8 protein-coding genes are annotated in these 16,377 nt (G+C 47.8%); 6 read left to right on the top strand and 2 right to left on the bottom strand.

Annotated elements, in window-relative coordinates:
* Positions 1-103 precede the first annotated feature (103 nt).
* Positions 104-1,609: a TolC family protein gene (locus tag H6G32_RS04105; RefSeq protein WP_190455184.1), complete on the top strand. Its 1,506-nt coding sequence runs from the start codon at positions 104-106 to the stop codon at positions 1,607-1,609.
* Between the two features lie 239 nt (positions 1,610-1,848).
* Here H6G32_RS04105 and H6G32_RS04100 read toward each other — a convergent pair whose 3' ends face one another.
* A complete protein-coding gene (locus tag H6G32_RS04100) occupies positions 1,849-2,280 on the bottom strand; it encodes a universal stress protein (protein ID WP_190455181.1) in 432 nt (143 codons plus the stop codon).
* Positions 2,281-2,636: 356 nt separating this feature from the next.
* Positions 2,637-3,938 carry a histidinol dehydrogenase gene (hisD, locus tag H6G32_RS04095; protein WP_190455178.1) on the bottom strand — a complete coding sequence of 434 codons (1,302 nt, stop codon included), beginning with the start codon at positions 3,936-3,938 and terminating at the stop codon, positions 2,637-2,639.
* 728 nt (positions 3,939-4,666) lie between these two features.
* Between hisD and rpsT the strand changes: the two genes are divergently transcribed.
* The 5 genes from rpsT (at position 4,667) to H6G32_RS04070 (ending at position 16,256) form a co-directional block, all read left to right on the top strand.
* Positions 4,667-4,963 (top strand): 30S ribosomal protein S20, encoded by a 297-nt coding sequence (gene rpsT, locus H6G32_RS04090; RefSeq protein ID WP_190455175.1) that lies wholly within the window; start codon positions 4,667-4,669, stop codon positions 4,961-4,963.
* 53 nt (positions 4,964-5,016) lie between these two features.
* Positions 5,017-5,802: a TatD family hydrolase gene (locus H6G32_RS04085; protein WP_190455171.1), complete on the top strand. Its 786-nt coding sequence runs from the start codon at positions 5,017-5,019 to the stop codon at positions 5,800-5,802.
* Between the two features lie 809 nt (positions 5,803-6,611).
* Entirely contained in the window at positions 6,612-9,944 is a 3,333-nt protein-coding gene (gene rpoB / locus H6G32_RS04080) for a DNA-directed RNA polymerase subunit beta (RefSeq protein WP_190455169.1), read from the top strand.
* A gap of 140 nt (positions 9,945-10,084) precedes the next feature.
* Entirely contained in the window at positions 10,085-11,962 is a 1,878-nt protein-coding gene (locus H6G32_RS04075) for a DNA-directed RNA polymerase subunit gamma (RefSeq protein WP_190455167.1), read from the top strand.
* A gap of 118 nt (positions 11,963-12,080) precedes the next feature.
* Positions 12,081-16,256: a DNA-directed RNA polymerase subunit beta'' gene (locus H6G32_RS04070; protein ID WP_190455164.1), complete on the top strand. Its 4,176-nt coding sequence runs from the start codon at positions 12,081-12,083 to the stop codon at positions 16,254-16,256.
* Positions 16,257-16,377: the final 121 nt, after the last annotated feature.

Raw genomic sequence — 16,377 nt, 5'->3', positions numbered from 1 at the left:
CCTATGAGTAGGATGTCTCTCCTGACGTATCACCAAACTATCGAAAACCCTAGAAAAATACTAAATTTGTGGCAAAATTCCTAAAATTGATCATCAAAAGTTTATGAATCATTTTTTATTTCAAGGTTCATCTTTATTTCTGTTGTTAACTCTGCTATTTCCTAGTCTAGGAAAATGTCAAGATATCCCTAGTCAAGAAAAGCTAAAAACTCCAATAGTAAGTTCTGCTACTAAGTTACAGATACTAGATAATTCTAGTAATGAATTACCATTAAATTTAGCTGACGCAGTTTATTTAGCCTTGGAAAATAATCGGGACTTAAAACTAGTTTATCTCCAGCGCATTTTAGATAAAAAACAATTAGCTGAAACTGAATCTCAGTTTAATCCTAAATTTACTCCAGAACTTTCTCTTAATTTTAATAATTCTCAATCTGGAGAGAACCGAAGCAATAATCAAACCGCTAATTTAAGTGCTAAGTTGAATTTAGAAATTCCTACTGGTGCTAATCTTAGTTTAACATTGCAAGGGCAAAGCCAGTTATCACAAAATAACTCATTAGATACAAATATGCTCAGTCAAAGCATGAGTTTTAATTTTAGCCAACCCTTATTAAGGGGATTTGGCACACGGTTTAATACCATTTCTATTAAAAGAGCTAGATTAACAGAAAAAGTTAATATTTTAACTTTTAAAAATAACATTAGCCAAACAATTACTGATACAATATTAAGTTACAGGGACTTATTGCTAGCACAAGAAAGGTTAAAAATTGAACAATTATCTGTTGCAAGTTCTAAAAAAGATTTAGAAAGATTACAAGCACTTTTTGAATTTGGTAGAATTGCCAAAAATAACCTCATTGAGCGTCAATCAGACATTGCTCAAAAAGAAGTAGACTTAGTTAATACACAAGGAAGCTTAGAGCAAGCAATTGCTGATTTAAATAAATTGTTAGACTTACCTGTACCAAAGAAGCTGATTGCTATTGAAACTCCTATTACTCCAGCAACTTTAAATTTACCTAGTTTTGCAGAAATGTTAGAATTAGCTTTAGCTAATAATAGTGGTTATCTCAGTGCTTTAAATGGTGTAGAAGATGCAAAATTTGGTATAAATGAAGCAGAAAATCAACAGAAGTTAGATTTACAATTTAACTTAAGTTATGGTTTTAATAGTGCTACTAATACTCAAGATACAGGTGACTTAAATTCATCTTTTACCTTAAGTCGTGAATTTGGAAATTTAAGCCAAAATAATGCAGTAAAAAAAAGTCAGATTGGCTTGCAAAGTGCTAATCTAACTTATGAAAAAGCTAAAGAAAATCTTAATGAAGAATTAAAAACTAAAATTCGTAATTCTCAAGATACTTTTAAACAAATTAAATTAGCACAGCAAGCCCGACAATTAGCAGAAACAAAAGTTATTAATGCTAAAGAAAGAATGCGGTTAGGTAGTAATATTTCTATGACAGATATTATTGATTTTGAAAAAAGTTTAGTTGATGCTAAAAATCAAGAACTTAGTGCTACTATTAATCATCTTAATAGTATTACTCAACTGGAACAGTTTTTAGGTATAACTCTTAATCAATGGGTCAAGCAATGATAGTCCCATTTCCTGGTTATAGTGACACACATTGGCATCAGTCCAATAAATGTTGAATGTTGAAAAATCTTGGCAAAAAAGCGCCCAAAATTTACCAAATTTTGGGCTGTAAACATATCTACGCCGAGCTAGGCTATATTTATATTAGTCCGCGTAGGCGGACGAAAGTTTGTGTAGCCCCACCCTTCTAGGATGAGGGTCAATTTACAAGACATCGGCTGCTCCAATGACTTGTAATTTTAACTTTTACTTGGTTTTACCACTAGTACTGAACAATCAGCCTCTTCCACCACTTGACTACTAACAGAACCCTGGACAATTCGCTTCATCCCAGTTAACCCGCGACTACCAATGATCACTAAATCAGCCTTGTAAATATTAGCAAGGCGAATAATCTCATCAGCAGGATCGCCAGTTACCAGCTCTAATTCACTGTTGACTGACAACTGCTCCTGGTAGGATTGCAGCTGTTTTTCAATCTGGAAATAAGGAAATGTTGGTGGCTCCGCAAGGGGGCGATCAGCGGGTAGTTCCATCTCTGACTCTGGCGTGGGAAATACATGGCAGAGAATAACTCTGGTGTCTGTTGGCAGCACCAAATCATCTAAAGTCTGAATTACTCGTTCTGCTATTTCCGAGCCATCCAGAGCTACCAAAATAGTTTTTACCACTGCTCTCGTCTCCTCAAGAGTAGACCCCTTACTTGACGCTCCCCTAAGCTTTATAGCAGGGGATTCTTGGGCTGAACACAGCCCTTTCGTTTGCCCCTACTGAGGCTTTACACGTTAGTTTCCTAACCGAGCCGTAGTCTTACTGGTTAACAGCATACTATAGGTTGGCTCCCGCAAACTTTGCGAAGCTCAACTTTTGAGCAACTGATAACTGTGTGCCTCAGGGGATCACCTTATTTGCTAGCTATACTAACAATTTCCCAGATGCAAAGTTAGTTTGTATAGCTACAGACTTTTACTTTGCAGCCGCAGAGTGACTTTTGCCAAAAGTATAGGACAAAATCAAGCATTCCAAATCACTCCTCTTGCTGAATTCGGCGTCGTACTGAATCGGCGTGGGAGGGTAAGCCCTCAGCTGTTGCTAGTACGTCAATGGCACCAGCTACTTTTTGCAGTGCGGTTTGTGAGTATTGGATGATACTGGAGTGTTTTAGGAAGGTTTCCACGCCTAAGGCTGAAGCATAGCGGGCTGCACCAGAAGTGGGCAAGGTGTGGTTAGGACCTGCCAAATAGTCTCCTACAGCTTCTGGTGTAGAGTAACCCAAGAAGATGGCCCCGGCATGACGAATTTGGGGAATTAGAGACCAAGGGTCTTTGATTTCTAACTCCAGGTGTTCGGGGGCAAATTCATTCGAGAGTTCTGCGGCTGCTTCCAGCGATTCCACAACGACAATCAAGCCGTAGTGTGCGATCGCTTTTTCTGTGTCTAGGCGCCGTGGGTGATCTACCAGTTGTCTTTCTACAGCTACTTGCACGTTTTTCGCTAAAGTAGCGTCTGTTGTCAACAAAATCGCTGCCGCCATCGGGTCATGTTCGGCTTGGGCCAACAAGTCAGCGGCAATCAGCACAGGATTTGCGTGTTCATCAGCAATAATTAACACTTCGCTCGGTCCGGCCAAAGAATCGATGCCCACGGTGCCATAGACAAGTTTTTTCGCTAGGGTGACATAAATGTTACCTGGTCCGGTAATCACATTGACTTTCGGAATCGTTTCTGTGCCGTAGGCTAAAGCGGCAACAGCTTGCGCCCCCCCAACGCGATAAATTTCTTGCACCCCTGCTTCTTGGGCAGCTACCAAAACTGCTGGGTTAATTGCTTTTCCTACTCCTGGTGGTGTTACCATCACCACACGGGGTACACCAGCTACCTTCGCCGGAATCCCATTCATCAACACTGTGCTGGGATAGGCAGCGCGGCCACCAGGCACATATAAACCCGCCCGGTCTACAGGGGTGTAGCGTTTGCCCAGCACTACTTCATCATCGCCAAAGTGTACCCAGCTTTTTGGTACCCGCTGACGGTGAAACGCTTCAATTTGGCGGCAAGCCAGCCGAATCGCCTGGAGCAACTCCTTCGACACTTGTTGGTAGGCTGCATCCAGTTCGGAGCCTGAAACACGTAGTTCTTCTGGCTTCAGGGTTTGGTGGTCAAATTCGGCTGTATAATGCAACACAGCTTTATCGCCTTGGCGCTTGACTGCTTGCAATACTTCCCGCACCGTTGCTTCTTTGTGAAGCACCTGTTCATCGTGGGTGCGATCGCAGATACGTTGTAGTTCTGCTCTGACGTCTGCCTGCTGAGTAATGATTCGCAGCATGGAGTAAGGACAATGCCAAAATTTAGAATATTCTCGCCTGAGAATTAGTCTTGCTCTTTACCCACTGGGGTGTCAAGCTTACCCTAATCCTCTTCTCTAGCTTAACCTGGATTTTTTTGATACTCACATAGTTGCCAGCACAAAGATTGCTCTATAAGGCAACTTCATTTCTTGGTCTGATTGACTGCCACAGGCTTACCCTGGTGGCAAGTCCTTCGAGCTACCCCAGGGAGCGGGTATGCCTCCTCCCACTACCCTTTAACTCCACTCCTCACTCCCGACGAAGCAAAGGTGCTGTGTTTACAGATCCAGCCCCTTGGTTTAATAGGGGTAGGGTCTGAGTATAATTTTCGCTGATTTTTCGATTTTATTCCCTGAAACTTTTTGAGACACGACAGTTCGGGTCTCAAGAAAACTCTCAAACAATACGTCCTCTTTTGGGGACGTACTGAATTAGCCGTTGCACCGTTTGCTTAGGTGGTCGTGAGTTAGGGTTACTATAAATATTCGGGTAATTTATTCTAACTCATTTCCTGGGTTAACCACATATCCTTATTGTTTGTGGCGCACTGTCCTACTTGGTTGTGAAAGTAGTTTCTTGGCTGCTGTTGTGAAAAATTCAGTCCTGGGGACTTTTTTTGGCAGAAATTCTAATATTGGCAATATAGATGCTATATTAGTAAGTCTAGTAGTGTGTGTACATATTAATAGTCTTTTTGGAATTGACTGTGGCGAATACAAAATCTGCTCTTAAGCGCGCCCAAATCGCAGAACGCAACCGGCTGCGTAATAAAACTTACAAATCAGCAGTAAAGACGCTGATGAAGAAATACCATTATGCTGTTGAAGTCTATACAGCTAATCCTACCCCAGAATCAGAACAAGCAGTACAGGCTCGGATGTCCGAGGCGTATAGCAAAATCGATAAAGCTGTAAAGCGGGGCATTCTTCACCCCAACAACGGGGCCAGGAAAAAGTCTCAATTGGCTCACAGACTAAAACCACTCACGCAAACAGCACAGTAGTCCTAAAAGTCATTAGTTATTAGCTAATGACTTTTAGGACTAATGACTAAACCATGCAGCTGATAGACACCCACGTTCATCTCAACTTTGACCTTTTCCAGCCGGACTTAGCAACCGTACGCTCCCGGTGGCAAGAAGCAGGTGTAGTGCATTTAGTACATTCCTGCGTTCACCCAGAGGAGTTTTCCAGCATTCAAGCCATAGCGCACCAGTTTCCCGAACTCAGCTTTGCCGTTGGATTACATCCTCTAGATGCTAATAAATGGAATTGCGAAACAGCCGATAAAATACAAACTCTTGCTAGTTCTGACTCCAAAGTGGTCGCAATTGGGGAAATGGGGCTAGATTTTTACAAAGCAAATAACTATGAGCTACAACGCATAGTGTTTGAAGCGCAATTAGGCGTGGCTAGTCAACTCAACTTACCAGTGATTATTCACTGTCGTGATGCAGCACCACAGGTAAGAGCCGTGTTGCAAGAATGGCAGGATGACAAAGGAGAAAGGGTGCGGGGTGTAATGCATTGTTGGGGTGGAACGCCAGAAGAAACCCAATGGTTTCTCGACCTAGGCTTTTTCATCAGCTTTAGTGGAACAGTAACGTTCAAAAATGCTAAAGCTATCCAAAGTGCAGCAGCTATGGTGAGCAGCGATCGCCTACTAATAGAAACAGATTGCCCTTTCCTAGCTCCAGTACCCAAACGGGGCCAAGGACGTAATGAGCCGTCCTATGTCCGTTATGTCGCGGAGCAATTAGCTAGGCTGCGCGGGGAAACGGTAGAGGCGATCGCCGCTCAAACCACCCAGAACGCCTGTGAATTATTCGGTTTGGTATTATAAACTGTACCCAATTCATAGGTGTCAGTTGTGGGTTCAAAAAATAAAAATCCTTTGCAGACAAAAATATGCTAAGATCGTCGCCTCCAAAATATTTAGCTTGCGCCATAATGATAAAGGAAGGAACAGATAACTCAATCGCTTGATTTTGTGCTGTTATCAACTTGACCGTATCAATTGGAGATTTGTGATTTTCTTTATTTGGATTAAATTTCTCAATCCAAAACTTTATGGACATCCTCCTATCTCTACTCTTCGGATGCTCTCAATAGATGACAAATCGTGACAATCTAGGTTGAAAGAAGAGTATGTTCGTATGGCAGCGGATGAATGTGTATTGAATCTATAGAAAATTGTTAAACGTAATCGTCTTGTGAGTACAAAGAAACCAAAATCGAGCCAGACAGATAAGCGAGCCTACTCTCGCCAATTCCTCAGTTTTAGCTCTTCTCACTGTGAGTATAGACGAGGTGTTTTGAAGACACAACAGTGTAGATCTGCATAAATTAATTAACGCGCTTTTTGGAGGGGGAAGTGAGGAATCTTAATCAAACTCAGCAACTTTTCTTCCATCTGCAGTTGTTGAATCAATACCACAGTTGGATTTTAGCGTTCCTTGCTCCCCATCAGGGGCGATTACCCCCTTGTAAGAATCGCCCAATCCAGATTTAATGACTGCGTTTGCCCACACCTGTATTCTTCGGGTGGTGTAAGGAGAAGTTCCCCAACAGCTACGGACACTAGCTAGGATCGGGAACCGTCCCACAGCAGTGTCCAAGGGAAAGTTTAACCAGGTTGACAAAGGTAGAGGCATGACGAACGAAACATATATGGAACCCGCCTTTCTGTTACCCGACTTGATTGAAATCCAGCGTTCAAGCTTCCGCTGGTTTTTGGAAGAAGGGCTGATAGAAGAACTGAACTCCTTTAGTCCGATCACAGACTACACCGGCAAACTAGAGCTGCATTTTTTAGGTCATAACTACAAACTTAAAGAGCCAAAGTACAGCGTCGAAGAAGCCAAACGGCGGGACAGTACCTATGCAGTACAAATGTATGTACCCACACGCCTGTTAAACAAAGAAACAGGGGACATTAAAGAGCAGGAAGTATTTATTGGGGATCTGCCTTTGATGACCGATCGCGGCACGTTTATTATTAACGGAGCCGAGCGAGTAATTGTTAACCAAATAGTGCGATCGCCTGGGGTCTACTACAAATCAGAAATTGACAAAAACGGGCGGCGCACATATTCAGCTAGCTTAATCCCCAACCGGGGGGCATGGCTGAAATTTGAAACAGACCGTAACGATTTGGTGTGGGTACGCATAGACAAAACCCGCAAACTCTCAGCGCAGGTACTCCTCAAAGCCCTAGGGTTATCAGATAACGAAATCTTTGACGCCCTACGCCACCCAGAATACTTCCAAAAAACCATCGAAAAAGAAGGGCAATTTTCCGAAGAGGAAGCCCTGATGGAGTTATATCGCAAACTGCGTCCTGGGGAACCACCCACCGTCTTAGGTGGGCAACAACTATTAGACTCCCGTTTCTTTGACCCGAAACGTTACGACCTAGGTCGCGTTGGTCGGTATAAGCTCAACAAGAAATTACGGCTTTCCGTTCCCGACACCATGCGCGTGCTGACTGCCGGTGATATCTTAGCCGCCGTGGATTACCTGATTAACTTGGAATATGACATTGGTAGCATCGACGATATTGATCACTTAGGCAACCGCCGGGTAAGAAGCGTTGGCGAACTCCTGCAAAACCAAGTACGGGTAGGCTTAAACCGTTTAGAACGCATAATTCGGGAACGGATGACCGTATCCGACGCCGAAGTTCTCACCCCTGCCTCCCTAGTCAACCCCAAACCACTAGTAGCGGCAATTAAAGAGTTCTTTGGCTCCAGCCAGTTGAGCCAGTTTATGGATCAGACCAACCCCCTAGCAGAACTGACCCACAAACGCCGCCTCAGCGCCCTAGGCCCTGGGGGGCTAACCCGCGAGAGGGCAGGGTTTGCCGTGCGAGATATTCACCCCAGCCACTACGGGCGCATCTGCCCCATTGAAACACCAGAAGGCCCCAACGCCGGGCTAATAGGTTCACTAGCCACCCATGCCCGCGTCAACCTCTACGGATTTTTAGAAACACCATTTAGACCAGTAGAAAACGCCCGCGTGCGGTTTGACCTAGCACCAGTCTACATGACTGCCGACGAAGAAGACGACCTGCGGGTAGCACCAGGAGATGTGCCAGTAGACGACAACGGCTACATTATTGGCCCCCAAGTGCCGGTGCGCTATCGCCAAGAGTTCTCCACCACCACACCAGAGCAAGTAGACTACGTGGCAGTTTCTCCAGTGCAGATAGTCTCCGTCGCCACGAGCATGATTCCCTTCTTAGAACACGACGACGCCAACCGCGCCCTCATGGGTTCTAACATGCAACGGCAGGCAGTGCCCCTGCTCAAGCCAGAGCGCCCCCTAGTGGGCACCGGCTTAGAAGCACAGGGAGCCAGAGACTCCGGCATGGTGATAGTATCCCGCACCGACGGCGACGTCACCTATGTTGATGCTGCCGAAATTCGCGTCAGAGTCCGCCTTTCAACACCAGCAGACACCAGCAAAACAGCAGACAAACCCCAAGAAATTAGATACACCCTTTCTAAATATCAGCGCTCTAACCAAGACACCTGCCTCAACCAAAAACCCCTAGTCCGCACCGGAGAGCGGGTAGTGGCTGGGCAAGTGCTAGCAGATGGCTCCTCTACCGAAGGCGGAGAACTAGCCCTAGGGCAAAACATAGTAGTCGCCTACATGCCTTGGGAAGGCTACAACTACGAAGACGCCATCTTAATTTCTGAGCGCCTAGTGCAAGACGACGTCTACACCTCAATTCACATCGAAAAATATGAAATTGAGGCCAGACAAACCAAACTAGGACCCGAAGAAATCACCAGAGAAATTCCCAACGTCGGCGAAGACGCCCTGCGCCAACTAGACGAACAGGGCATCATCCGCATTGGCGCCTGGGTAGAAGCCGGGGATATCTTAGTGGGCAAAGTCACCCCCAAGGGCGAGTCTGACCAACCCCCCGAAGAAAAACTCCTGCGGGCCATCTTTGGCGAAAAAGCCCGCGACGTGCGCGACAACTCCCTACGAGTGCCCAATGGCGAAAAAGGACGAGTCGTAGATGTGCGCCTGTTTACCCGCGAACAAGGGGATGAACTGCCACCAGGAGCCAACATGGTAGTGCGGGTGTACGTCGCCCAAAAGCGGAAAATTCAAGTCGGCGACAAAATGGCAGGACGCCACGGCAACAAAGGCATTATCTCGCGAATTCTCCCCGCCGAAGACATGCCCTACCTGCCCGACGGCTCCCCAGTAGACATAGTGCTCAACCCCTTGGGTGTACCCAGCCGCATGAATGTCGGACAGGTGTTTGAGTGCCTCTTGGGCTGGGCGGGTCACAACCTAGGGGTGCGGTTTAAAATTACCCCCTTTGACGAAATGTATGGCGAAGAGTCTTCGCGGCGCATTGTCCACGGCAAGCTGCAAGAAGCCAGAGACGAAACCAGCAAACTGTGGGTATATAACCCCGACGACCCCGGCAAAATTATGGTGTTTGACGGTCGCACTGGCGAACCCTTTGACCGACCAATCACCATTGGCGTGGCTTATATGCTAAAGCTGGTGCACTTGGTAGACGACAAAATCCACGCCCGGTCAACAGGCCCCTACTCTCTGGTGACTCAGCAACCCTTGGGTGGCAAAGCCCAGCAAGGGGGTCAGCGGTTTGGAGAAATGGAAGTGTGGGCGCTGGAAGCCTTCGGTGCAGCTTACACCTTGCAGGAGTTGCTAACGGTGAAGTCTGACGACATGCAGGGGCGCAACGAAGCCCTCAATGCCATTGTTAAGGGCAAGTCAATTCCCCGCCCTGGTACTCCTGAGTCCTTTAAGGTGTTGATGCGAGAGCTACAGTCTTTAGGTTTAGATATTGCCGTGCACAAGGTAGAAACCCAGGCAGATGGCAGTTCTTTAGATGTAGAGGTCGATTTAATGGCCGATGTGGCAGCCCGCCGCACACCACCCCGACCCACCTACGAGTCTCTCTCTCGTGAGTCACTAGAAGAAGACGAGTAAGTAATGGGTAATGGGTAATGGGTAACGGGTAACGGGTAAAAAAAAGAAATCACCTCTTAGAATATGACCTGTTTCCCCCTATTACCTATTACCTATTACCTAATTACCTATTACCTATTACCTATTACCTATTACCCAACATGAGACACGCCCAAACTAATCAGTTTGACTACGTCAAAATCGGGTTAGCTTCTCCAGAGCGCATCCGCCAGTGGGGGGAGCGTACCTTGCCTAATGGTCAGGTAGTTGGTGAGGTGACCAAGCCAGAGACTATAAACTACCGCACCCTGAAGCCAGAGATGGATGGCTTGTTTTGCGAGCGCATCTTTGGCCCGGCGAAAGATTGGGAATGCCACTGTGGCAAATACAAGCGGGTGCGTCACCGTGGCATAGTCTGCGAACGCTGCGGGGTAGAGGTGACCGAGTCACGGGTGCGCCGCCACCGCATGGGCTTTATTAAACTCGCGGCTCCTGTGGCCCACGTGTGGTATCTCAAGGGCATCCCTAGCTACATTGCTATTTTGCTAGATATGCCCCTGCGGGATGTAGAGCAAATTGTCTACTTCAACTCTTATTGTGTCCTTAGCCCTGGCAATGCCGACACTCTCAGCTACAAGCAGCTGCTGAGTGAAGACCAGTGGCTAGAAATTGAAGACCAAATCTATAGCGAAGACTCACTCCTGGTAGGGGTAGAGGTGGGCATTGGGGCTGAGGCCCTCTTAAGGTTGCTGGCAGATATTAACCTAGAGCAAGAGGCAGAGAGCCTGCGAGAAGAAATTGGCAACGCCAAGGGACAAAAGCGGGCGAAGCTAATTAAGCGGCTGCGGGTGATTGACAACTTCATTGCCACCGGTTCTAAACCAGAGTGGATGGTGATGGCGGTCATCCCCGTGATTCCCCCCGATTTGCGCCCCATGGTGCAGCTAGATGGCGGTCGGTTTGCCACCAGCGACTTAAATGACTTATATCGCCGGGTAATTAACCGCAACAACCGCTTGGCGCGACTGCAAGAAATTTTGGCACCAGAAATTATTGTCCGCAACGAAAAGCGGATGCTGCAAGAGGCGGTGGATGCTTTAATTGACAACGGTCGCCGGGGTAGGACTGTGGTGGGGGCTAACAACCGCCCGCTCAAGTCTCTCTCAGACATTATTGAAGGCAAGCAAGGACGGTTCCGCCAAAACCTGTTGGGCAAACGGGTGGACTATTCGGGGCGTTCGGTAATTGTGGTGGGGCCAAAGCTAAAGATTCACCAGTGCGGGTTGCCGAGAGAAATGGCCATTGAGCTATTTCAACCTTTTGTGATTAACCGCCTAATTAGAAGCGGCATGGTGAACAATATTAAGGCGGCTAAAAAGCTGATATCGCGCAACGACCCCAGTGTGTGGGATGTGCTGGAAGAAGTGATTGAGGGGCACCCGGTGTTGCTCAACCGTGCCCCGACTCTGCACCGTTTGGGGATTCAGTCTTTTGAGCCGATTTTGGTAGAGGGTAGGGCAATTCAGCTGCACCCTCTGGTCTGTCCGGCTTTTAACGCCGACTTCGACGGTGACCAAATGGCGGTGCATGTGCCTCTGTCTTTGGAAAGTCAGGCAGAGGCTAGGCTGTTGATGCTGGCTTCTAACAATATCCTCTCCCCGGCGACAGGTAAACCTATTATTACTCCCAGCCAAGATATGGTTTTGGGGGCATATTATCTGACGGCAGAAAATCCCGGTGCGACCAAAGGCGCGGGCGGATACTTTTCTTCTCTGGACGATGCGATTATGGCATACCAGCAGGAGCAAGTAGACCTCCATGCCTATATATACGTGCGCTTTGATGGCGAAATGGAGACAGACCAACCAGACACAGAGCCGCTGGAAGTGACAGAAAACTCCGATGGTACCCGAACTTTGCTCTATAAATTCCGTCGCGTCCGCCAAGACGCCAAAGGAAATTTACTTTCTCAGTATATCCGCACGACCCCTGGTCGAGTTATTTACAACAAAGCGATTCAAGAAGCCTTAAGCAATTAAAAATTAAGAATTAAAAATTAAAAATGAAAGAACTAACTTTTTAGAGTTTCATTTTTAATTTATTCTTCTCTTAATTTTTAATTTTTAATTTGTAATTTTTAATTGGAGCAGAGCGACTATGATTTTTCGCAATCGTGTGGTTGACAAGGGTCAACTGAGAAATTTAATTTCCTGGGCGTTTACCAATTACGGGACGGCACGCACAGCAGTGATGGCGGATAAGTTAAAGGATTTAGGCTTTCGCTACGCCACCAAAGCCGGGGTATCTATCAGCGTCGATGACCTAATGGTGCCCCCCTCTAAGCGCCGACTCTTAGAAGCCGCCGAAGAAGAAATCCGCGCCACAGAGACCCGTTATCAGCGGGGAGAAATCACTGAAGTGGAACGGTTCCAAAAGGTAATTGACACCTGGAATGGTACCTCAGAACTGCTAAAAGACGAAGTGGTGGTGTATTTTAAAAAAACCAACCCCCTCAACTCGGTGTATATGATGGCCTTCTCTGGGGCCCGGGGCAACATCTCTCAAGTGCGGCAGCTGGTGGGCATGCGAGGACTGATGGCTGACCCCCAGGGGGAAATTATTGACTTGCCAATTAAAACCAACTTTCGGGAAGGGCTGACGGTTACAGAATATATTATTTCTTCTTATGGTGCCAGAAAAGGGTTGGTGGATACCGCCCTGCGAACAGCAGACTCTGGTTACCTCACCCGGCGGTTGGTGGATGTGTCTCAAGATGTAATTATTAGAGAGTTTGACTGCGGCACCACCAGAGGCGTGCCCGTGCGGTCAATGACAGAAGGGGCTAAAGTGTTGATTCCCCTAGGAAACCGGCTCATGGGCAGAGTGCTAGCAGAAGATGTAGTGCACCCCACCACCAAAGAACTCATAGCCACCAGAAACACCCCTATATCTGATGACCTAGCGGTGAAAATTCACAAATCTGGAGTGGTGGAAGTGGTAGTGCGGAGTCCCCTCACTTGCGAGGCTGCCCGCTCTGTATGTCAACACTGCTATGGCTGGAGCCTGGCCCATGCCAAAATGGTAGACCTAGGGGAAGCAGTGGGAATTATCGCTGCCCAGAGCATTGGCGAACCAGGTACCCAGCTGACTATGCGGACATTCCACACCGGGGGCGTCTTCACGGGAGAAGTAGCCCAGCAGGTGCGCTCTTTTGCAGATGGCACCATTCGTCTGCCCCGCAAACTGAGAACCAGACCCTACCGCACCCGCCACGGCGAAGATGCCCTGTATGTAGAAGCCAACGGCATCATGGTGTTAGAACCAAAAGCGGAAAGTGCGGTCTTGGGGTTTCCTCAAATGGAGCAACTTTCTAAGAAAAAAGAGGGTGGTGAAACCTTAGACAACCAAGAAATTCACGTCACCCAAGGGTCTACCCTGTATGTAGTAGATGGGCAGCAGGTAAAAATTGGTCAGTTGCTGGCAGAAGTAGCCCTGGGGGGACGCACCACCCGTGCCAACACCGAAAAAGCTGTTAAAGACGTAGCCACCGACCTAGCGGGAGAGGTGCAGTTTGCTGAGGTGGTGCCAGAACAAAAAACCGACCGCCAAGGCAACACCACCATCACCGCTGCTAGGGGGGGGTTGATTTGGATTCTCTCTGGGGAAGTTTATAACTTGCCACCGGGGGCAGAGTTGGTAGTGCACAATGGAGATGCGATCGCCTCCAACGGCGTGTTGGCAGAAACCAAACTAACCACAGTCCATGGTGGTGTAGTGCGGTTGCCAGAAGCTACCCCCGGCAAGAGCACCAGAGAAATCGAAATTATCACCGCCTCTGTAGTACTAGACCAAGCCTCAGTTACAGTCCAGAGTTCTCAAGGTCGGAATAACTATTTAGTTTCCACTGGCAACAACCAGGTGTTTAACCTCCGCGCCACCCCAGGCACAAAGGTGCAAAATGGGCAAGTAGTCGCCGAGTTAATTGACGACCGCTACCGCACCACCACCGGCGGCTTTTTGAAATTTGCTGGGGTGGAAGTGCAAAAAAAAGGCAAAGCCAAGCTGGGCTATGAAGTAGTTCAAGGTGGAACCCTGCTGTGGATTCCTGAAGAAACCCACGAAGTCAACAAAGACATTTCGTTGCTGTTGGTAGAAGACGGGCAGTATGTCGAAGCAGGCACCGAAGTAGTCAAAGACATCTTCTGCCAAACCAGCGGCGTAGTCGAAGTCACCCAGAAAAACGACATTTTGCGAGAAGTGGTGATTAAGCCAGGGTCGCTGCTAATGGTAGAGAGCACAGAGGCAGTCATGGGGCTAGACGGCACCTTTGTTCAACCAGGGGAAGAATTTCAAGGAGCCGTCTCTACAGAGTTGCGCTATATCCAATATATAGAGTCACCAGAAGGGCCAGCCCTCTTAAGCCGTCCCGTGGTAGAGTTTGCCGTGCCCAGCAACCCAGATGTACCTTCCACCACCACAATTCGCCAACAAACCGGGCGTTCTATTCAGTTGCGAGCAGTGCAGCGCCTGCCTTACAAAGACTCTGAGCGAGTCAAGTCTGTGGAATCGGTAGAACTGCTGCGAACTCAGCTGGTGTTAGAAATTGAACAAGAGGGAGAACAAGACCACAACGCCTCGCCTTTAGCAGCAGACATTGAACTAGTGCCCGACCACAACGACTTATTTGTGCAATCCGGGGGTACAAATGCCGCCATTGACCACGAGGGAACCACAACGGAAAAAGACTCCAAAGTCTGTCTTCGTTTGCAGCTAGTAATTTTGGAGTCTTTGGTAATTCGCCGCGACATCTCGGCCGACGCCACCCAAGGCAGCACCCAAACAACCCTAGAGGTAGAAGAGGGCATGACCATAGCCCCTGGCTCGGTGGTTGCTCGCACGCAAATTTTGTGTAAAGAGGGGGGAGTAGTTAGGGGTGTCAAGAGGGCAGCCGAAAATGTCCGCCGCTGCTTGGTGTTGCGAAAAGCCGACATGATTTCTATCCCCACTAGCACCCAACCCAAGGTGAAAAAAGGCGACCTGCTAGTAGAAGGTGCTCAAATTGCCCCTGGGGTGTTGGCGCCAGAGTCTGGACAAGTGGTGGAGGTAAAGAGCACGAATGCCGCCGCCACAACTCAACCCACAGCACTCAGCACCCAGCCTTATGCGGTCACACTGCGGGTTGGTCGCCCTTATCGAGTCAGCCCTGGGGCTGTGTTGCAAATAGAAGATGGCGACCTAGTGCAACGGGGCGATAACTTGGTGTTGTTGGTATTTGAGCGGGCAAAAACCGGAGACATTATTCAAGGTTTGCCCCGAATTGAAGAACTGCTAGAAGCCCGCAAACCCAAAGAAGCCTGCATATTAGCCCGCCGGGGTGGAGAACTGAAGGTAGTATATGGTGATGGTGACGAAGCGATCGCCATTAAAGTTATAGAATCTAATGGAGTAGTCACCGATTATCCCCTTGGTCCTGGACAAAACCTCATGGTGCCCGATGGTGCCCATGTGCTAGCCGGTCAACCCCTGAGTGATGGCCCCTCTAACCCCCACGAAATTTTGGAAATCTTCTTTAGCTTGGGTTCGGAAGATGGAATCTATGCCTGTGCTAGCCATGCCTTGCAGAAAGTGCAGACATTTTTGGTCAACGAAGTGCAGATGGTGTATCAGTCTCAGGGCATTGATATTTCTGACAAGCACATAGAAGTAATAGTTAGGCAGATGACCAACAAGGTGCGAATTGATGATGGTGGCGACACCACCATGTTGCCTGGAGAGTTGGTGGAGTTGCGCCAAGTTGAACAGGTGAATGAAGCCATGGCAATTACAGGCGGGGCGAGGGCGCAGTATACCCCCGTGTTGCTGGGCATCACCAAGGCATCGCTCAACACCGACAGCTTTATATCTGCTGCATCGTTCCAAGAAACCACCAGAGTGCTAACTGAAGCCGCCATTGAGGGTAAATCTGACTGGCTGCGGGGGTTAAAAGAGAACGTAATTATTGGGCGGTTGATTCCCGCCGGGACTGGTTACAACGCCTATGAAGAAACCGGCGCCATTGAAGACTACGCGGTGTTAGAAACCAGCGGCGTTTTAGACGAAGTCGATGACCCCTTAGACATGGTGCTAGATGACCGCACCGCCCGCGCTTATAACCTAGATGTGCCCTCTTTAAGCGAGTCTAGCTTTGGCAACAGACGGACAGAACGCTCAATTTTAGATGAGGAAGATGAGTTGATTGCTGATGTTGAGAGCGTTCTTGTGGAAGAAGACGACGAAGAGGATGACTACGAGGAAGGGGACGAGGACGAGGACGATTACGACGACGAAGAGTAACAACTTACTTTTCTCTTTCCGTTGAGTAGACAACAGTGTAGAGACGTTGCATACAACGTCTCTACTGGCGTGACACGCCTTAAATGTTGCTTTAGAAAAATGCTCGAAACTTGATTGAACA

Origin of the sequence: Cylindrospermum sp. FACHB-282 (assembly GCF_014697195.1) — a bacterium.
In the GTDB taxonomy this organism is placed as follows: domain Bacteria; phylum Cyanobacteriota; class Cyanobacteriia; order Cyanobacteriales; family Nostocaceae; genus Cylindrospermum.
Note: the sequence above shows the minus strand (reverse complement) of the source record. Positions and strands in the feature narration are given on the sequence as shown.

What these genes read in the sequence shown, in the direction of transcription:
- H6G32_RS04105 (WP_190455184.1), top strand. Translation starts at nt 104, where the DNA reads ATGAATCATTTTTTATTTCAAGGTTCATCTTTATTTCTGTTGTTAACT.
- hisD (WP_190455178.1), bottom strand. Translation starts at nt 3,938, where the DNA reads ATGCTGCGAATCATTACTCAGCAGGCAGACGTCAGAGCAGAACTACAA.
- H6G32_RS04085 (WP_190455171.1), top strand. Translation starts at nt 5,017, where the DNA reads ATGCAGCTGATAGACACCCACGTTCATCTCAACTTTGACCTTTTCCAG.
- rpoB (WP_190455169.1), top strand. Translation starts at nt 6,612, where the DNA reads ATGACGAACGAAACATATATGGAACCCGCCTTTCTGTTACCCGACTTG.
- H6G32_RS04075 (WP_190455167.1), top strand. Translation starts at nt 10,085, where the DNA reads ATGAGACACGCCCAAACTAATCAGTTTGACTACGTCAAAATCGGGTTA.
- H6G32_RS04070 (WP_190455164.1), top strand. Translation starts at nt 12,081, where the DNA reads ATGATTTTTCGCAATCGTGTGGTTGACAAGGGTCAACTGAGAAATTTA.